16 protein-coding genes are annotated in these 18,228 nt (G+C 73.3%); 9 read left to right on the top strand and 7 right to left on the bottom strand.

All coding sequences use genetic code 11. From position 1 onward, the window contains the following. Positions 1-103 precede the first annotated feature (103 nt). On the bottom strand, positions 104-1,264 hold the full coding sequence (locus BLR33_RS01930; RefSeq protein WP_093782442.1) for an epoxide hydrolase family protein: 1,161 nt from the start codon (positions 1,262-1,264) through the stop codon (positions 104-106). Between the two features lie 199 nt (positions 1,265-1,463). On the opposite strand from BLR33_RS01930, the gene BLR33_RS01925 reads away from it, so the two are divergent. Together BLR33_RS01925 and BLR33_RS01920 are read left to right on the top strand one after the other, a co-directional pair. Continuing rightward, a complete protein-coding gene (locus tag BLR33_RS01925; RefSeq protein WP_093782441.1) occupies positions 1,464-1,919 on the top strand; it encodes a MarR family winged helix-turn-helix transcriptional regulator in 456 nt (151 codons plus the stop codon). Positions 1,920-1,924: 5 nt separating this feature from the next. Beyond that, on the top strand, positions 1,925-3,283 hold the full coding sequence (locus BLR33_RS01920) for an MFS transporter (protein WP_093782440.1): 1,359 nt from the start codon (positions 1,925-1,927) through the stop codon (positions 3,281-3,283). A gap of 68 nt (positions 3,284-3,351) precedes the next feature. Here BLR33_RS01920 and BLR33_RS01915 read toward each other — a convergent pair whose 3' ends face one another. Both BLR33_RS01915 and BLR33_RS01910 read right to left on the bottom strand, forming a co-directional pair. Beyond that, positions 3,352-4,608 (bottom strand): glycoside hydrolase family 3 N-terminal domain-containing protein, encoded by a 1,257-nt coding sequence (locus BLR33_RS01915; RefSeq protein WP_245771084.1) that lies wholly within the window; start codon positions 4,606-4,608, stop codon positions 3,352-3,354. A gap of 400 nt (positions 4,609-5,008) precedes the next feature. Further along, the gene (locus BLR33_RS01910) at positions 5,009-5,737 is read right to left on the bottom strand and encodes a DUF1275 family protein (RefSeq protein WP_093782439.1); all 729 of its coding nucleotides are present in this window, start codon (positions 5,735-5,737) and stop codon (positions 5,009-5,011) included. A gap of 175 nt (positions 5,738-5,912) precedes the next feature. Between BLR33_RS01910 and BLR33_RS01905 the strand changes: the two genes are divergently transcribed. Further along, a complete protein-coding gene (locus BLR33_RS01905; protein ID WP_093782438.1) occupies positions 5,913-7,418 on the top strand; it encodes an MFS transporter in 1,506 nt (501 codons plus the stop codon). 256 nt (positions 7,419-7,674) lie between these two features. Here the strand turns inward: BLR33_RS01905 and BLR33_RS01900 are convergent, their stop codons facing one another. From BLR33_RS01900 to BLR33_RS01890, 3 genes are all read right to left on the bottom strand, one after another. Next, a complete protein-coding gene (locus tag BLR33_RS01900) occupies positions 7,675-8,574 on the bottom strand; it encodes an RNA polymerase sigma factor SigF (RefSeq protein ID WP_407639626.1) in 900 nt (299 codons plus the stop codon). A gap of 173 nt (positions 8,575-8,747) precedes the next feature. Then, positions 8,748-9,728, bottom strand: coding sequence for an acetylxylan esterase (locus BLR33_RS01895; protein WP_093782437.1), 981 nt, complete (start codon positions 9,726-9,728; stop codon positions 8,748-8,750). Positions 9,729-9,842: 114 nt separating this feature from the next. Continuing rightward, on the bottom strand, positions 9,843-10,646 hold the full coding sequence (locus BLR33_RS01890) for an SDR family oxidoreductase (RefSeq protein ID WP_093782436.1): 804 nt from the start codon (positions 10,644-10,646) through the stop codon (positions 9,843-9,845). Positions 10,647-11,101: 455 nt separating this feature from the next. On the opposite strand from BLR33_RS01890, the gene BLR33_RS01885 reads away from it, so the two are divergent. The 5 genes from BLR33_RS01885 to BLR33_RS01865 all read left to right on the top strand — a co-directional run bounded on the left by BLR33_RS01885 (position 11,102) and on the right by BLR33_RS01865 (position 15,794). Beyond that, positions 11,102-11,821, top strand: a complete 720-nt coding sequence (locus BLR33_RS01885) for a COG4705 family protein (RefSeq protein WP_322987083.1) — start codon at positions 11,102-11,104, stop codon at positions 11,819-11,821. A gap of 287 nt (positions 11,822-12,108) precedes the next feature. Continuing rightward, complete coding sequence (locus tag BLR33_RS01880) at positions 12,109-13,608, top strand: MGDG synthase family glycosyltransferase (protein WP_093782435.1); 1,500 nt, start codon at positions 12,109-12,111, stop codon at positions 13,606-13,608. Next, positions 13,605-14,390, top strand: a complete 786-nt coding sequence (locus BLR33_RS01875) for a polysaccharide deacetylase family protein (protein ID WP_176930072.1) — start codon at positions 13,605-13,607, stop codon at positions 14,388-14,390. The genes BLR33_RS01880 and BLR33_RS01875 overlap by 4 nt, the downstream gene beginning before the upstream one ends. A gap of 32 nt (positions 14,391-14,422) precedes the next feature. Next, the gene (locus BLR33_RS01870) at positions 14,423-14,809 is read left to right on the top strand and encodes a BlaI/MecI/CopY family transcriptional regulator (RefSeq protein ID WP_245771082.1); all 387 of its coding nucleotides are present in this window, start codon (positions 14,423-14,425) and stop codon (positions 14,807-14,809) included. Between the two features lies 1 nt (position 14,810). Further along, positions 14,811-15,794 carry a M56 family metallopeptidase gene (locus BLR33_RS01865; RefSeq protein ID WP_093782434.1) on the top strand — a complete coding sequence of 328 codons (984 nt, stop codon included), beginning with the start codon at positions 14,811-14,813 and terminating at the stop codon, positions 15,792-15,794. Between the two features lie 208 nt (positions 15,795-16,002). On the opposite strand, the gene BLR33_RS01860 is transcribed toward BLR33_RS01865, so the two are convergent. Beyond that, a complete protein-coding gene (locus BLR33_RS01860; RefSeq protein WP_245771081.1) occupies positions 16,003-16,563 on the bottom strand; it encodes a GNAT family N-acetyltransferase in 561 nt (186 codons plus the stop codon). Between the two features lie 411 nt (positions 16,564-16,974). Between BLR33_RS01860 and glgA the strand changes: the two genes are divergently transcribed. Then, positions 16,975-18,153, top strand: a complete 1,179-nt coding sequence (gene glgA / locus BLR33_RS01855) for a glycogen synthase (protein WP_093782432.1) — start codon at positions 16,975-16,977, stop codon at positions 18,151-18,153. Positions 18,154-18,228 lie beyond the last annotated feature (75 nt).

Genomic DNA, 18,228 nt, shown 5'->3' with positions numbered 1-18,228 from the left:
CTGGTGCCGTGGCGGAAGGCCTGCGTGGTGCACGATCAGGGGGCAGGGCCCGACGGCGCCGACCGAAAGGCCCTCGTGCCCCACCGTCGTGCACCCTGACCGACTAACGCTTGCGGGCCTGGCGGAAGGCGTCCCTGAGCTCACTGACCAGCAGGCCGGGCTTTTCCCAGCCCGCGTAGTGCCCGCCGTACTCCATCTCGTTCCAGCTGATGATGTTTTGGTAGCGGTGTTCCGCCCAGCGCCGGGCGGTCGGGTACGGCTCGCCGGGAAACAGCGTGAAGGCGGTGGGTACGGTCACCGTCTCCTCGTTCTGGGCCTGTGCGCTGCGCGGCGTCGCCCGCACCGCCTCCCAGTACCAGCGTGCGGCCGAGGCTCCGGTCCCGGTGAACCAGTACAGGGCGATGTTGTCCACCTGCTGTGCCACGCTGACACCGCCGCCCGCCTCGGGCCGCGTGTCCGAGAAATCTGCCAGCGCCTGGCCCAGCCACGCAGCGAGCCCAGCCGGAGAGTCGAGCAGGGAGTAGCCCAACGTCTGCGGGAGCACACTCTGGACTATCGCGTGGGTGGGACCGGTCCTCATGAATGCGTCACGCTTGGCGATCATGGCTTTTTCTGCGTCACTGGCCGCCGCCAGGTCCTCGGGCAAGGGGGACGCGAACGGCATCGTCAGATGCAAGGCGGCGACCCGCTCGGGCTCCAGGCGGGCCAGGCCGATGCTGACGGGCGCACCCCAGTCGCCGCCGTGCGCCCCGAAGCGCTCGTACCCGAGCCTGGTCATCAGGTCTGCCCAGGCCCGTGCGGTGCGGCCGGGGTTCCAGCCGGGTTCACGGGGGCGCTCGCTGAAGCCGAAGCCCGGCAAGGCCGGGATGACCACGTCGAAGGCGTCCGCGGCGGCGCCGCCGTGCGCGACCGGGTCGGTCAGCGGCCCGATGACGCTCTCGAACTCCAGCACCGAGCCGGGCCAGCCGTGCGTCAGCACCAAGGGGAAGGCGTCCGCCTCGGGTGAGCGCACGTGCCAGAACGCGATGTTCAGGCCGTCCAGGCAGGTGCGGTAGTGCGGTATTGCGTTCCACCGTCCTTCCAAGGACCTCCAGTCGTGCGCTCTCCAAGCGTCCAGCAGGTTCCGCAGGCGGTCCAGGCCGATGCCTTGCGTACCGTCCTGGACCGTTTCCGCTTCAGGAAGCCGGACGCGGCCCAAGCGCTCCCGCAGATCCTTCAGTTCGTGTTCGGGAATGTTCACCGGAAAGGACTCGATCTCACTCACCTCCCCAGCTCTATCGGGACCTTGGGGGATCTGCGTGGGATCAGCCGCTGAACTGCTCGTTCGCGCAGCCGATCCTTCCCGGAAGGACGACGCTCGGTCACCGATCAGTAGGTGCGGTCAGGCTGCCGCAGCGGCGATGCCGAATGCCGACTGTCGGCCGGCTTGTCGTTAAGCGGCTTAATGAAGTAACTTAATTACTATGCCCGACACCACATCCGGGTCCACACCGGCGGACCAGGCCACGACCGACCTCGCCACCGAACTGCAGCGCGCCGTCGCGCGAATCTACCGCCGGGTGCGGTCCGAGATGCCGGCCAGCCAGCTCGGCGGCACCCAGCTGTCCGTGCTCACGCACCTGGTGAAGCACGGCTCGCAGACACTGCGGGCGCTCAGCGACCGGGAGCGCGTCACGCCGCCGGCAATGAACCAGACCGTCAACGCGCTCCAGGCGATCGACCTGGTCACCCGTCGTCCCGATCCCAGCGACGGGCGCAAGGTGCTGGTCACCGCCACCGAGCGCGGCGCCGAGCTGGTGGCCGAGGGCCGCCGCGTGAAGCACGTTTGGCTGAACGCGCGCCTTGAGCAACTGACCGATGCCGAGCGGCAGTCGCTGATCGAGGCGGCGCGCCTGTTCAACGAGATGGCCGACTCGTGAGCGGAATGTTCCGCTCGCTCGCGGTCCGCAACTACCGCATCTGGGCGTCCGGGGCCATCGTCTCCAACGTCGGGACGTGGATGCAGCGAACCGCGCAGGACTGGATCGTCCTGACCCAGCTCACCCGCCACAACGCCACCGCCGTCGGCATCGTCCTCGCTTTCCAGTTCGCGCCGCAGGTGCTGCTGCTGCCGGTTACCGGCCTCGCCGCGGACCGGCTGAACCGGCGCCGGCTGCTCATGGCGAGCCAGAGCGCGATGGCCACCTTCTCGCTCGTGCTCGGCCTGCTCACCGTCACCGGAGCGGTACGGCTCTGGCAGGTCTACGTCTTCGCGTTCCTCTTCGGCTCCGCCGCCGCCTTCGACTCGCCCGCCCGCCAGACGTTCGTCGCCGAACTGGTCGAGGGCCCGAACCTGTCCAACGCCCTTGCGCTGAACACGACGTCGTTCAACGCCGCGCGGACGATCGGGCCGGCCGTCGCCGGCGTCCTCATCGCCGTCGTCGGTACCGGCTGGGTGTTCGTCATCAACGCCGCGTCGTACGTCGCCGTCCTCGGCTCGCTGTTCCTCATCCGGGTCGCCGAACTGCACCTGTCCGCCCGGCGGCCGAGGACGGCGGGTGACCTCGCGGCCGGCTTCCGCTACGTGCTGCGGCGGCCGGACCTCAAGACGATGCTTCTGATGTTCTTCCTGGTCGGGACGTTCGGGGCCAACTTCCAGATCTTCATCCCGACGATGTCGGTCTCGGTCTTCCACCGCGGCGCCGGTGCGTACGGCCTGCTCAGCTCGTTCATGGCGGTCGGTTCGGTGTGCGGCGCGCTGCTCGCCGCGCGCCGCGAGAACCCGAGGATCACGCTGGTCCTCGCGGCGACGGCAATCTTCGCGGCCGGGCTCGGCGCCGGCGCGCTGGCGCCGACGTACCTGCTCTTCGCGCTCGCCCTCGTGATCGTCGGTGTCGCCACGCCGACCTTCACGACCTCGACGTTCAGCCTGGTCCAGCTGTCGACCGACCCGGCGATGCGCGGCCGGGTGGTCGCGATCATGCTCGCGGTCGGCCTCGGCGGCATACCGATCGGCGCGCCTGTGATCGGCATGGTCGGCGACGCGTACGGTCCGCGCTGGGCCGTCGCGGTCGGCGCTGCCTCGGGCGTCGCCGCACTGGGCGTCGGGGCCTGCTACGTCGTGCGGTACCGGCAGTTGCGGGTGCGATTCGAGGGAGCGCGGCTCCGGGTGTCGCTGAGCGATCCCGTGGAGCCGGGGGGCGCCGCGGGAGGAAGCACGACCGGCGACGGGCCGCGCGGTCCGGCCGGTGCCGCGCCCAGCGACGCGGCGGAGTCGACCGGGTCTGCAAAACGACTGGTGTGACCCGGCCGACGTTCGTGATCGTGACGTCCACCACTCCACCGGGCCGGGTGGGACGTGGCGGACGGGTCCTAACCGCAGGTCAGTACACCCGCGTTGCTCTTGGCCGTCAGCACCCGGTGCACGCTGTCGCTCACCGCGTTGCGGAAGGACGCGCTGGCCGACATGCGGGAGAGCACCGCGGAGGTCATGGGGGCGATGTCGGAGGGGATGACGGTCAGCACCACATTCCCGCCCGCCGCGATGAAGTCGACCGCGCGCTGCGCCGGGGTGTGGTCGGCGACCGCGACGGCCTGCCCGAGGTCGTCGGAGATCACCACGCCGTTGAAGCCCAGCGACCCGCGCAGCAGCCCGATCACGGCGGGGGAGAAGGCCGCCTGGTGGGCGGGGTCGATCCGGGTGTAGATCGCCGAGGAGACCATCACGAAGGGCACCCCGGCCTGAACCGCGCTGCGGAAGGGCTGAAGGAAGGGGTCGGTGCGGGTGGTGGTGTCGTCGGTGACGCCCGCGCTGAAGTCGGTGTTGCCGCGCACCCGGCCCAGGCCGGGGAAGTGCTTGGCGGTGGCCACCACACCCGACTGCCGCATCCCGCGCAGGAAGGCCGTGCTGTGCGTCGCGACCGGCCCCGGGCTGGTGCCGTACTCGCGGTCCAGCTGCCCGATGGGCGCGTTGACCGAGACCAGGTCGGGCGGCACGGTGTCGGCCACCGGCGCCAGGTTCATGTTCACCCCGGCCGCGCGCAACTGGCTCGCCCAGGTGGCGGCGTTGCGCTGCAGCACCGCGGTCGACCAGGTGCCCTGCGTGGTGGCGGCAGGGATCGACGAGAAGCCGGGCCCGTTGAGCACCTGGACCTGGCCGCCCTCCTGGTCGGTGGAGATCAGCAACCCCAGCGAGGAGCCGGGCACGCGGGTGGCCAGCGCCCGCACCTTGTCGGTGATCGCCTTCACCGCCGCCGTGCCCGCGGTGGTGTGCCCCTTGAGGAACACCGAGCCGACCCGGCCCCGGGAGAGCGCCGACGCCTCCGCGGACGTCATCCCGGTGCTGCTCACCGCCGTCATGAACAGCTGCCCCACCCGCTGGGCCGGCGTCATCGCCGCGTACGTCCGGTCCACGCAGGAGGCCGGCTGCGCGGTCGTGGGCCTGGTGGTCGTCGGTGACGGCGGCGGCACCGGGCGGGTCGGCGAGGCGGTGGGGGAGGTGGCCGGCGGCGTGGTGGCAGGGGTGGTCGCCGGGGTGGTGGGCGTGGGCGTCGCGGAGGAGCCGCCTCCGCCGCCCCCGCACGCCGCCGCGGCCATCAGCACGCCGGTGACGAGCGCGGCACGGCGCACCCGGACGGAGTACGGTCCGATCGCCCGGGGCCGCGCCTCCCGCGCGGACGGCGCTGCTTCCGGAACACGGCCTGGCGTTTTTCGCACGGCGCAACCTCACACGTCGGGAGTCGGTCGGTGCCGTCCGCCGGCACCTGCCTCGCGGTACGCCTTCCACCGGGACCGGGTGTTCTCCCCTGTTGCGGTGAAAAACCCTCGTCAGGAGGCGCCGAAGCCCCCGCCCGGCGCTGTGACCGCGCGTCACGGGCCGCTGGAGGGCTCCGTTCGCGCCAGCGGCCGTGCGCCGGGCGGGTGACACAGGTGACGCGGACGGGGCGTCCCCGCGGCCGCACGGCCGCCGCACGGCCGCCCGTCGTACGCGCCTCGCCCGCGCGCCGGCCTCCGTCCCGTGGCGGGACGTTCACCCGGTCCACTTCGCCGTCGAGCGGCGGTGGGGGAGCAGGGCGAGGGCCACCAGGGCGGCCAGGCCCGCGGCGATCGGCACCGTCACCGACGGGTGGCCGTGCTCGATCAGCGCGGCTCCGGCGAGCGCACCGGCGAACATCGCCGCCGCCGAGACCAGCCGGCGTACCGCCTTGCTGTCCGAGCCGCCGGCCAGCCGGGAGTCCGCGGCCACACCGGTGATCGTCATCGTCAGCACGGTCGTGGTGAGGTCCGGCACCGCGAGGACCCGCACCACCGCGTTCTGCAGCCCCATCGCCAGGCCCAGCAGCACGATCAGCGCCGAGCGGGCGCCGCCGGTCGCGGGCAGAGCGACCGTCTCGGCGACGGCGATCGCCGCCGCCATCAGCACCACCTGGGCCACCGTCGCCGCCAGCAGCAGCCGCGCCCGGTGCCGGGCGACCAGCACCACCAGCCGGCCGCCGAGCACCGCGCCAGCGGCGAACGCCAGCAGCGCCAGCACGGAGGCCAGCACCGAGAAGCCGCTCGCCCCGGCCAGCGAGAAAGCCAGAAAAACGACATTTCCGGTCATATTGGCCACGAAGACGCGCCCCAGGGCCAGGTAGCTGAAGGCGTCGACCAGCCCCGTGACCAAAGTGAGCGTCAGCAGCAGCGGCGGCAGCGGCCCCTGCGGCCCCGCGAGGTCGGGGACGAGCAGGGCGCGGATCTGACGGAGCGTCCAGTGCACGAGGTGATCCTCCCGGCGAGGCGTGTCCGCCGCCGTCCGGGACAGGCGAACGGGGCGGGCATGGCGGTCCACCCCCATGATTCACCCACGGTGGTGGCCCCTCGCCCGCGGGAGGCGACCGCCGCGCGCGCCGCGGGGGCCGATGTGAGACTGACCGGCAAGGAGGTGATCTTCCATGGCGACGCCCGCCCAGGACCCCGCCTCGGATGATGCGGTGGTGGACGACGGCTCTGTCGGGACCGTCACGACCGATGTGCCCGCCCGGCTCGACCGGCTGCCGTGGTCGGGATGGCACTGGATGATCGTGATCGGGCTCGGCACGGTGTGGATCCTCGACGGGCTCGAGGTGACGATCGTCGGCAACATCGCCGGGCGCCTGTCGGAGTCCGGCTCCGGACTGCCCATCACCGCCTCGCAGATCACCGGCCTCGGTGCCGCGCTCTACGTCACCGGCGCCTGCGTGGGCGCCCTCTTCTTCGGCTGGCTCACCGACCGCTTCGGCCGCAAGAAGCTCTTCATGGTCACCCTCGCCGTCTATCTCAGCGCCACGGCCATGACCTCGCTGTCCTTCGCGGCCTGGTGGTTCTTCACCTTCCGCTTCCTCACCGGCTTCGGCATCGGCGGGGAGTACGCGGCCATCAACTCCGCCATCGACGAGCTGATCCCCTCGAAGTACCGCGGCCGGGTGGACCTCATCATCAACGGCAGCTACTGGCTCGGCGCCGTCGGCGGCTCGCTGCTGTCGATCGTCGCCCTGAACACCGGCATCTTCCCCAAGAACGTCGGCTGGCGGCTCACCTTCGCCCTCGGCGTCGTGCTCGGCCTGGTGATCCTGCTGGTCCGCCGGCACGTGCCCGAGAGCCCGCGCTGGCAGTTCATCCACGGCCACGGCGACGAGGCGACCGCGCTCGTCAAGGACGTCGAACGCCAGGTCGAGGCCGAGAAGGGCGCCCCGCTGCCGCGCGCGGACCGCGAGATCACCATCCACCAGCGCAAGAGCATCGGCTTCGGCACCATCGCCAGGACGGTCTTCCTGGACTACCCGCGCCGCGCCACCCTCGGCCTGTCGCTCTTCATCGGCCAGGCGTTCCTCTACAACGCCATCACCTTCGGCTTCGGCACCATCCTCATCACCTTCTACGGCGTCGGCTCCGGCGACACCGGCTACTACTTCGCCGTCATCGCCGCCGGCAACCTCGTCGGGCCGCTGCTGCTCGGACGGCTCTTCGACACCGTCGGGCGGCGGACGATGATCAGCTCCACGTACATCCTGTCCGGCCTGCTGCTCTTCGGCACCGCCTGGCTCTTCGGCCGCGGCTCGCTGTCGGCCACCACGCTGACCGCGTGCTGGTGCGTGACCCTGTTCTTCGCCTCGGCGGGTGCGAGCAGCGCGTACCTGACGGTCTCGGAGATCTTCCCCATGGAGACCAGGGCGATGGCGATCGCCTTCTTCTACGCGGTGGGCACCGCGGCGGGCGGCATCACCGGGCCGCTGGTCTTCTCCGATCTCACCTCCTCGGGCAAGACCGGCGACACCGTGCTCGCCTTCTGCATCGGCGCCTCGCTCATGGTCGCCGGCGGCATCGTCGCGGCCTTCCTCGCGGTCAACGCGGAGCAGCGCTCGCTGGAGGACATCGCCACCCCGCTGTCGGCCGCGCAGCCGGCGGCGAGCACGCACTGAGCGGGGCGCGGGGCGGGGCCGCACCGAGCGGAGCGGGGCCGTACGGTCCTGTGGCCGCCGCGGCCCCGCCCCTGCACGTCGTCCACATCGCATCAGCGTCCGCATCGCACGCACCGGCGCACCAGGAAGCGGTCACGGCACCGAGAAGCTCTCACCATGAAGAGGTCCTGGCGCCCAAAGGCAGTCCTGGCACCAAGAAGCGGTCCCACCCCCCGAGAGTGGGACCGCTTCGTCCTGATTCGTACCGTTATGCCGGTTACTGCTGGGCGAGCAGGCCCGCGCGCAGCTTGGCGATCGTACGGTTGAGCAGGCGTGAGACGTGCATCTGGGAGTAGCCCATGATCTCGCCGATCCTCGCCTGGGTCAGCTCCTCGCCGAACCGCATCTGCAGCAGCGTGCGCTCGCGTTCGCTGAGCTTCTCGATCAGCGGTGCCAGGCTGCCCAGGTTCTCCACCAGCTCCAGGGTGGGATCGGCCTCGCCGATGCAGTCGGCCAGCGTGCGCCCCTCGCTGTCGGGGCCGCTCTCGCTGTCCGACCACGGAACGTCGAGCGATCCGGCGGTGTAGCCGTTGGCCGCCACCAGGCCCTCGATGACCTCTTCCTCGGACAGCTCCATGTAGGAGGCGAGTTCGGCCACCGTCGGGTCCCGGTCCAGCAGCAGCGACAGGTGCTCCTTGGCCTTGCTCAGCTCGACCCGCAGCTCCTGCAGCCGCCGCGGCACGTGCACCGCCCACGAGGTGTCGCGGAAGAAGCGCTTGACCTCGCCGGTGATGTAGGGGATCGCGAAGGTGGTGAACTCCGTCTCCCGGGACAGGTCGAACCGGTCGATCGCCTTGATCAGCCCGATCGTGCCGACCTGGACGACCTCCTCCAGGTCGGTCCCCGGGCGGTTGCGGTAGCGGCCGGCCACGAAGTGCACCAGCGCCAGGTTCATCTCGATCAGGGTGTTGCGGGCGTACGCGTACGCGGGCGTGCCCTCCTCCAGCTCCTGCAGCCGGTCGAAGAAGAGCCGGGAGAGTGCGCGTGCGTCCTTGGGCGCGACTGCGGTCGCGTTGTCGATCACGGGCAGACCACCGGTGTCCGCCTGCGACTCGTTCGGACAAACTGTGGCCTCGGCCACACCTGTGCTCTTCGACTGCTGGACCATCGCGGTCAACGTCATCGCCTCGCACTCAATTTCGCACTCGTCGGACTGTTCGTCGTGCGTGTGCCCGCTATTCCGCAGGTTATGACACATTGATTTTTCGGTTGGCCGAAACGAGACCCCGAGTCCGTCCGCCCGGGGCCCGGTTCCGGCGGTCGGGGGCCCAACTCCGTCCGGCCAGGGGCTCACCCACGGTCCGCGGGCACCTTCTCGGCGAGCCAGCGCAGCCGGGCCAGCTCCTGGTACGGACCGCCGCCCTCGTGGCCGTTGAAGTCGTAGACCTCGATCTGCTTGTCGGCGCCCGCGTAGGCGTTGAAGGCGGCGAAGACCGTGGAGGGCGGGCAGGTCTGGTCCTCCAGGGCGGTGGAGAAGAGCGCGGGGGCGTTCGCGCGGGCGGCGAAGTGCACGCCGTCGAAGTAGGCGAGGGTGGCGAACACCTCGGCGCGCTGCGGCCTGTGGGCGGCCAGGTAGTTGCCGATCTCGCGGTAGGGGAAGGCGTCGGTGATCTCGGCGGCCCGCGGGAAGTCGCACAGGAACGGCACGTCGGGCAGCACCCCGGCCAGGTCCGGCACCAGGCCGGCGACGGCGACGGTGATGCCGCCGCCCTGGCTGATTCCGGATGCCACGGTGCGGGCCGGGTCGGCGAGCGGGTGCGAGCGGGCCGCCTCGACCGCGCGGACCGCGTCGGTGAACACCCGCCGGTAGTAGTAGTCGTGGCGGTCGAGGATGCCGCGGGTGAGGAAGCCGGAGACGGCCGGGCCGGAGCCGACCGGGTCCTCGGTGTCGCCGCTCGACCAGCCGCTGCCCTGCCCGCGGGTGTCCATCACGAAGTGGGCGTAGCCGGCCGACGCCCACAGCAGGTGCTCGTGCGGCAGCCCGCGGCCGCCGCCGTAGCCGATGAACTCCACCAGCAGCGGCAGCGGCCCGGTGGCGCCGGCCGGGACGTTGAACCAGCCGCGGATCCGGTGGCCGCCGTAGCCGGCGAACTCCACGTCGTAACTGTCCACCGTGGCAAGGCCGTTGTCGACCGGCGTGAAGCGCGGCGCCAGGTCGTGGGCGCGCGCCTCGGCGAGGGTGTCCTGCCAGAACCGGTCGAAGTCCGCGGGCTCGACGGACGCGCTGCGCCGGGTGCGGAGCGTGTCCAGGGGCAGGTCGAACAGGGCCATGGGCGTTCCTCGTTCTCGAAGGTCCTCGGGTCGGTCGCTGATCACCGAGAACGCTACGTGGCGCTCCGGACCTGGTGAAGCCCCGTTTCACGGGCTGGTCGGCCGGGCGCCCGCTCAGCCGACGCGGTCGGCGAGGAAGGACTCCCACGTGCGGCGGCCGCGCTCGGCGCCCTCGCCGGCGAGGTTCGCCCCCGTGCGGTAGGCCCGGCCCGCCGCGCCCGGCAGGCGGAAGGGCAGCAGCGGCCGTTTCCGGCCACGGGCCCGCAGGTAGGCGCGGGTGAGGTCGGCCATGGGCCGCACGTGCGGCCCGGCGAGGTCGGGGACACGGCCGGCCGGGTCGCCGAGGGCGAGCTCCACCAGCCGGTCGGCGACCTCGGCGGTCTCCACCGGCTCCAGCCGCATGGCACTGGGCACCGGGACGAGCGGCAGCCGGCCCGTCTTCTCCAGCACCATCAGGACAAGGTCGTGGAACTGCGCGGCGCGCAGGGTGGTCGAGGGGACGGCGGACTCGGCGATGGCGCGCTCGGCCGCGTGCTTGGCCCGGAAGTACCCCAGCGGCACGTCCCCGGCGCCGATGACGGAGACGAACACCAGGTGCCGCACCCCGGCGGCCTCGGCCGCCCGTACGAGGGTGTGCGCGGCGATGTCGTCCCCCTTGGGGCCGCCGGCGAGGTGGAGGACGGTGTGCACGCCTTCGAGTGCGGCGTCGACTCCCTGGTCCTTGACCAGGTCGCCGACGAGATGGGTGACGCCGTCCTGCGCGGGGGCGGGCGCGGTTCCGGGCGCGCTCTTGTGCGAGAGGGCCGGGCGGCCGTACCGGGTCAGGACCCGTACATCGCGCCCGGGGCCGAGCAGCCGCGGCACGACGAGCCGCCCGAGCGTTCCGGTGCCGCCGGTGACGAGGATGGGTCCGTTCATGGTGCGTCCTCCACGAGCGCGCGAGACGGGTCCACGGGTCCGGGGCGCTCGCGCGACACCCCGCCCGGGTGCCGCGGCCACGGCCCCCTCCCCTCTGACCCCGCCGGCGCCGGAAACGTGACACGGACCGCCTGCGCGGCGCCCTGCTTTGGGTTTCGCTCCGGCCGCCTCCTCCGCGGTACGGCGTCTGCCTCGCGGGACCTCGGACGGCCGGGGGTGGAACGTCGGGGGTGCCTGGAGCGTCTACAGTCTTGTAGTCGGGTGGGGGATGACTGGGCTTCCGGGTGGCTTCTTTTGCCGTGCCCGGGGGCCGGAGACGTGTCGCGAAAGGTGGCGGTCAGGTGGAGCACGGCGGGGTCGAGGCGGCGGTCGGGGAGCGAGAGGTACCGCGGCATCGCAGGGGAGGGCCTGGGGGACCGGGAGGAGGGGGCACCGGGTGGAGCAAGGTGCCCGAGGTGACCGCGCTGTTCTGGGTGGCCAAGGTGCTCACCACCGGCATGGGCGAGACCGCCTCGGACTGGCTCGCCCGCGTCCTCGGGCCCGTCGGTGCCGGCGCGATCGGGCTGATCGGGCTCGCCGCCCTGCTCGCGGCCCAGCTCAGGGCGCCGCGGTACAGGGTGTGGACGTACTGGGCCGCCATCGTCATGGTCAGCGTCTTCGGCACCATGGCCGCCGACGTCGTCCACGTCGTGGCCGGCGTGCCCTACCTCGTCTCCACCGTGGTGTTCGCGGTCGTCCTCGCGGTCGTCCTGGTCAGGTGGTACCGCAGTGAGGGCACCCTGTCGATCCACAGCATCCGCACCCGCCGCCGCGAGCGCTACTACTGGGGCACGGTGCTGGCCACCTTCGCGCTCGGCACCGCCGTGGGCGACCTCACCGCGGGCAGCTTCAAGCTCGGGTACTTCTCCTCCGGCGTCCTCTTCGCCGCCCTCATCGCCCTCCCCGCCATCGGCGGGCTGCTGCTCGGGCTCAACGAGGTCGCCGCCTTCTGGGCCGCCTACGTCCTCACCCGCCCGCTCGGCGCCTCCTTCGCCGACTGGGCCGGCGGCTCCGTCCGGCACGGCGGCCTCGGCTGGGGCACGGGCCCGGTCACCCTCGTCCTCGCCCTGCTGATCACCGGACTGGTCGGCCTGCTCGCCCTGCGCCAGCGGGCGGAGCGCGAAGTGCTGGGCTGAGGCACCACGAACGCGGCGGGTGCGGGCAGGTGCCCGCGCAAGGGTGATGCCGCCCGCGCCCGCCGCCACCACTTGGCACCGTGTATCGGGGCCGGTCGGAGCTTGTACCAGGGCCGCTCGGAACCTCGCTCCTATTCATCTCCTACAACATGTAGTAGATTCGAAGCGTCCCGCCCGCCGCACCTTGCGTGCCCGCAGGCGGAGCCGCTTCCTCGTACGCCACCGCGCCCCGTGCCGCCCGCTGACGAGCTCGAAGCCAGTCGTGCCCTCGTCAGCAAGGAGGCCCCGTGTCCCGTACGACCGACGCCCCGCCCGGGCGGATCGTGATCCTTTCCGCCGCGGTCGGCGCCGGGCACGACGGTGCCGCGAACGAACTCGCCGAGCGGCTGCGCGCCGCCGGCCACCGCGTCGAGCGGCGTGACGTCCTCGACCTGCTGCCCGTACGCACCGGCCGCCTCCTCGCCGCCGCGTACCACCACCTGCTCACCGTCGCCCCCGCCGGGTACGACCGGCTCTACGCGGCCACCGAGCAGACCGGCCGGCCGAGCCCGGCGATACGGGGCCTGCTGCGCGCCGCCGAGGGCCGCGCCCTCCGTACGCTCCCGGCGGACACCGCGCTCGTGGTCTCCACGTACCCCGGCGCGAGCCAACTGCTCGGCCGCCTGCGCCGCACCGGCGCCCTCGCGGTGCCCGCGGTCACCTACCTCACCGACTTCTCCGTGCACCGCCTCTGGGTCGCCCCCGGCATCGACCTGCACCTGGCCGCCCACTCCGTCCCCGCCGCCCAGGCGCTCGCCCGCGGCGCGGGCCGCACCCGCGTCTGCCCACCCGCCGTACGCCCCTGCTTCGCTCCGGCTGGTCCCGCCGCACGGCGGGCCGCCCGTACCCGTTTCGGGCTGCCGCAGGACGCACGGCTCGCGCTGCTCGTGGCCGGTTCCTGGGGCGTCGGCGAGGTCGAGCGGGCCGCCGCCGAGGTGCGCGGCAGCGGTGTCGCCGAACCCGTCGTCGTCTGCGGCCGCAACCGCGTCCTGGCCGAGCGGCTGCGCGCCCTCGGGCTGGGGTACGTGCACGGCTGGGTCGAGGACATGCCCGCGCTGATGCACGCGTGCGACGTCCTCGTGCAGAACGCGGGCGGCCTGACCTCGCTGGAAGCCCTCGCCGCCGGGCTGCCCGTGGTCAGCTACCGCTGCATCCCCGGCCACGGCAGGACCAACGCCGCCGCCCTCGACGAGGCAGGGCTCGCCCGCTGGATACGCGAACCCTCCGATCTGCGATCGGAGCTGGCCGACCTGCTCGACACCGGCGGCCACGCCGCGCGGGCCCAACGAACCGCCGCCGCCCGCTTGTTCGCCTCGGGCCCGGCCCCGGAACACCTCCTCGCGGACCTCGCCACGGCGCCCTGCGGGCCGCAGCACGTAACCACCCTGAGACCGGCGGTCTTTGCGCCCGTCCTCGCTCGGCCGGAGGCCGCGCCGCTCGCCGAGCCGGGACCGTCTGTCCCGGTGCCGCAGCCCGCTCGGCCTGCGCCCGCGGGCCGCCTCACCGAACGCCCTGACGCCGTACCGCACTTCGCACCGGCCCGGCAGCCCGGCCAAGCCCCGCCCGCCCGGGGCTCGTTCCGGCGCCGTACGGCCCCCGCCCGGCCGGGCCCGTCGCGAGCCAGGGCCCTGCTCGTCGGAGTCGGCATCGCCGCCACCCTTCTGCTCGGTGTCGCCGCGCCCGCGGCCACCGCCGATCCCGGCGGGCTCCATGCCTTCGACCGGCTCCTGGACGGGGACGGCAGGTGAGCGCCCGCACCACCGGGCGGGCCGCGCTGCGGGTCGGCGCCGCCGCCCTCCCGCTGCTCGCCGCCGCGCATGCCGCGCCCGCGCTCAGCGCGCTCGGACCCCTACGGACCCGGCTGCTGCCGCACCTGTCCGGGCAGGGCCGCCCCGACCACGTCGCGCTCACCTTCGACGACGGGCCCGACCACCTGTCCACCCCGCACTTCCTGCGGCTGCTGGAGCAGCGCCGCACCACGGCGACCTTCTTCCTGCTCGGCTCGATGGCCGCCCGCTCGCCCGGCCTGGTGCGGGAATTGGCCGACGCCGGGCACGAGATCGCCGTGCACGGATGGCTGCACCGGCCGCTCGCCCTGCGTGGTGCCCGCGCGGTGTACGACGACCTGGCCCGCGCCCGCGACATGGTCGGCGCGCTGAGCGGCACCGAGCCCCGCCTGTTCCGCCCGCCCTACGGCGTGATGAGCACCGCCGCCCACCTGGCCTGCCGCCGGCTCGGCCTGACCCCGGTGCTGTGGACCGCCTGGGGCCGGGACTGGCGGGCCCGCGCCACACCCCGCAGCATCCACGACACAGTGCTGCGGGACCTGCGCGGCGGCGGCACCATCCTGCTGCACGACTCCGACTGCACCTCCGCCACCGGCTCCTGGCGCAACACCCTGGGCGCCCTGCCCCGCCTCCTCGACACGGTCGCCGAGCGCGGCTGGGCCGCCGGACCGCTGCGCGACCACGCCCCGCAGCCGCCGGCCGGCTGGCGCGGTCACCGCCCGGTGGTCTTCTACACCCCGTAGTACCGTGGGGCGGACCGAGGAGCGGAGGACGAGTGGAGCCGGCAGCAGAGGGAGGACGCCAGGGCCGCAGGGCACCGGGCAAGCTGGAGGGCGAGGTCCTGGCCGCGCTGTGGGCGGCCGGGGAGCCGCTCGGCGCCGGCGCGGTGCGCGACCAGCTCGCGGGCGACCCGGCGTACACCACCGTGCTCACCATCCTCACCCGCCTGCACGACAAGGGCCTGGTCACCCGGCAGCGCTCCGGGCGGGCCCACCTGTACGCGCCGGTGCGCGACGCGGCCGGGTACGCGGCCGCCGGCATGCACGACCTGCTCGCGCAGGGCGGCGACCGCGCGGCGGTGCTCGCCCGCTTCGTCTCGGAGCTGTCCGAGGAGGACGAGCGGGTGCTGGAGCGGCTCCTGCGCGGGTCCGCGGCGGACTGACGTGGGGATCAGCTTCTACCTGCCGCTGGCGGCGAGCGTGCTGCTCGCGGTGCTGGCGCCCCCGGCCGGCCGGCGGCTGCCGCCCCGTACGGCCGCCTGGACGCTGCTGACCGCCGCCGTGGTGGCCGCGGGCGCGTGGGCCACGGTGCTGGGCATGCTCGGCTTCACCCTGGTCGCGCAGATCCCGCAGGTCGCGGCCGAGGGCCGCTGGTCGCCGCACCTGCTCGCGGCCGACACCCCCGTGGAGCGGCCCGTCGCCGCGGCCTGCGTGCTCGCCGTCGTGGTGTGCACGGGGGCGCTGCTGCTCGCCCTGTGGCGCGGGATGCGGGAGCTGGCGGCGGCCTGGCGCGAGTGCCGCGGCCTGCCGGACGCGGGCGGCCTGACGGTCCTGGACGACCCGGTGCCCGCCGCCTTCGCGCTGCCGGGCAGCCCCGGGCGGATCGTGGTGTCCTCCGGGATGCTGCGGGTCCTGCCGGCGGGCGAGCGGCACGCCCTGCTCGCGCACGAGCGGGCGCACCTCGCCCACCGGCACCACGTGTTCCTGCTGGTCTTCCGGCTCTCGGCCGCGCTCCACCCGCTGCTGCGGCCGCTGATGCGCTCGGGCGGTTTCGCGCTGGAGCGGTGGGCCGACGAGGACGCGGTGGCGGCGGTGCGCGACCGCGCCACGGTGGCCCGGGCCATCGCCCGCGCCGCGCTGGCCTCCCGCGAGGCGCGCACGCGGGGACTCGCGGCGACGAACGGCCCGGTGCCCGAGCGCGTCACGGCCCTGCTGCGGCCGCCCGCCCGGCGCCGCCGGGACCTGGTGGCGGTGATCGCGTGCCTGGCGGTGGTGTGCTGCGCGAGCCTGGGCCAGGCCGCCGACAGCCTCGACCGCGTCTTCGACTCGGCGGCGGCGACCGCGGCCCCGGCCCCGCGCCTGGCCGTCCACAAGGCGCTGCCCGAGGAGTTCCACGGAGCGGTGCACGTCGAGCGCGGCTCGCGCTGAAGCGGCTCGCACGGGTCGTACGGCGACCACCAGGGCACCGTACGCACGCGGCCGTCACACCTGCTTGCCGTTCGTCCGGCGGGCGGAGGAGGCCGGACCGCCGGACGCGGTCAGCGGGCTACTTGCCGGTGGGGGCGGGGCGCTCGGGGCGCGGGTCGGTGGTGCAGCCGCCCTTGCGGCAGTTCACGTTGGGGCACGACATCGCGGATCACCTCTTTTCTGCCAGGTCGTCGGCCACACAGTCCAGGAGCAGCTTGTCCACCCGCCGGCCCTGCCACAGTCCCGCACTGCGCAGACGGCCGGCCGGGCGGAATCCGGCCTTGAGGTAGGCGTTGACGGCGGCGGTGTGCGGAGCGAGGACCTCCAGCCACACCGCGCTGAGCGAGGCGATGGCGAAAGCCCAGTCGAGGGTGAGTCCGGTGGCCTCGGCGGCATAGCCCCGGCCGCGGTGCTCCGGGGCGATCACGAGGGTGAACTCCGCGGTGTTGACGGCCTGGTCGACATTGAGCGCGGTGGTGCCGACCGGCTCCGCCCCATCGGCGGTGACCACTTCGAAGAGCTGGTAGTGGGCCGAGGTGTGGCTGCTGAGGAAACGGGCCCGGAAGACGTCCCAGGACACCGGCCAGCGGGCACCGAAACCGACGACGGTCGCCGGGTCGGTCTCCCACCGGTGGTACTCCTGCATCATGTCCTCCCGGGCCGGCGCCAGTGCCAACCGCTCCCCGACGCGCAGCGGCAGGGGTGCGGGGGAGTGGGGGGTGGTGGTCACGGTCTCGTTCCCTTTGGTGTGTGCCCGGCAACGGGCGGCGGCAGCCGTCAGGAAAGCGTCATTCCTGCAGGGTCCCGCACGGGCGGGAACGGCCATATTGCCCCGGACGGGTTGCGATTGTGCTTCGCCGGGACCCCTTGCATCCACGTCCATCCGTACCCAGCCGTCGCCGCTGTCCCCCACCGCACCACTGGCCGCGCCGGGCCGCCGTCCGGTGGCGTACGGCAGCCGGGCGGCGACCGCGCGTGCATGGCCGAAACACGTGCCAACCGGGAGAGCGCTCACCCGTACCGGGGCCGACTCGGACCTGGGCAGAACAGGTCGGGTCCGGCGGTGTATCCCTGTCTCCATCAGGGGAAGGCAAGGAGCACAGTTGTCATCCGACATCGGTGCCGAGAAGCGGGAGGCCGCGTGAAGGTCGGACTGCTGACCCGGGAGTACCCGCCGGACGTCTACGGCGGCGCCGGTGTCCACGTCGAGTTCCTGGCCCGCGAGTTGCGGGCGCTGCTCGACCTCGAGGTGCACTGCTGGGGCGAGGGCGGCGACCCGGGCGACCCCGGCGTCGTACGGCACAAGCCCCCAGCCGTCCTGGACGGCGCCAATGACGCGCTGCGCACCTTCGGTGTGGACCTGCAGATGGCCGCCGGGCTGCAGGGCCGCGACCTGCTGCACTCCCACACCTGGTACGCCAACCTCGCCGGCCACCTCGGCAAACTGCTCCACGGCATACCGCACGTGCTGACCGCCCACTCGCTGGAGCCGCTGCGCCCCTGGAAGGCCGAGCAACTCGGCGGCGGGTACGCGCTGTCCAGCTGGGCCGAGCGGACCGCGATGGAGTCCGCCGACGCGGTGGTCGCCGTCTCCGACGGCATGCGCGGCGACATCCTCGCCTGCTACCCGTCACTGGACCCGGCCCGCGTGCACGTCATCCGCAACGGCATCGACACCGCCGCCTACCGCCCCGACCCCGGCACCGACGTCCTGGAGCGCATCGGCATCGACCCCAAGCGCCCCTACGTGCTCTTCGTCGGCCGCATCACCCGCCAGAAGGGCGTCCCGCACCTGCTGCGCGCGGCCCGCTCCATCGACCCGGCCGCCCAGCTCGTGCTGTGCGCGGGCGCGCCCGACACCCCCGCCCTGGACCGGGAGTTCCGGGCGCTGTTCGACGAACTGAGCGCGGTGCGCGACGGCGTGCACTGGATCCCGGCGATGCTGCCGCGCCCCGCCGTCGTCCAACTGCTCAGCCACGCCTCGGTGTTCGTCTGCCCCTCGGTCTACGAGCCGCTGGGCATCGTCAACCTGGAGGCGATGGCGTGCGGCACCGCGGTGGTCGCCTCGGCGGTCGGCGGCATCCCCGAGGTGGTCGAGGACGGCGTCACCGGGCTGCTCGTGCCCCACCGCGAGGGCCACGCCGAGGAGTTCGAGGCGGGCCTGGCGCAGGCGCTGGACCGGGTGCTCGGCGATCCGGCGGCCGCCGAGCGGATGGGCGAGGCCGGACGCGAGCGCGCGGAGACCGAGTTCGGCTGGGACACCGTGGCCCGCCGCACCGCCGAGCTGTACGCACGGCTCCTCCCACCGGGCTCCGCCTGACGGGAACCGGGCCGGCCGCGCCACGGCACGGCGGCGGTGCAGGGCACAGGGAACACCCATCTTCGAACGAAACAG

It is taken from the genome of Actinacidiphila guanduensis (genome assembly GCF_900103985.1).
GTDB classification, from domain to species: Bacteria; Actinomycetota; Actinomycetes; order Streptomycetales; family Streptomycetaceae; genus Actinacidiphila; species Actinacidiphila guanduensis.
This window is presented reverse-complemented; position numbering and strand designations above follow the sequence as displayed.

Bases quoted from the DNA above. Each gene is read 5' to 3' on its own strand.
- BLR33_RS01905 (WP_093782438.1), top strand. From the start codon at position 5,913: ATGGCGACGCCCGCCCAGGACCCCGCCTCGGATGATGCGGTGGTGGAC.
- BLR33_RS01920 (WP_093782440.1), top strand. From the start codon at position 1,925: ATGTTCCGCTCGCTCGCGGTCCGCAACTACCGCATCTGGGCGTCCGGG.
- BLR33_RS01890 (WP_093782436.1), bottom strand. From the start codon at position 10,646: ATGAACGGACCCATCCTCGTCACCGGCGGCACCGGAACGCTCGGGCGG.
- BLR33_RS01925 (WP_093782441.1), top strand. From the start codon at position 1,464: ATGCCCGACACCACATCCGGGTCCACACCGGCGGACCAGGCCACGACC.
- BLR33_RS01895 (WP_093782437.1), bottom strand. From the start codon at position 9,728: ATGGCCCTGTTCGACCTGCCCCTGGACACGCTCCGCACCCGGCGCAGC.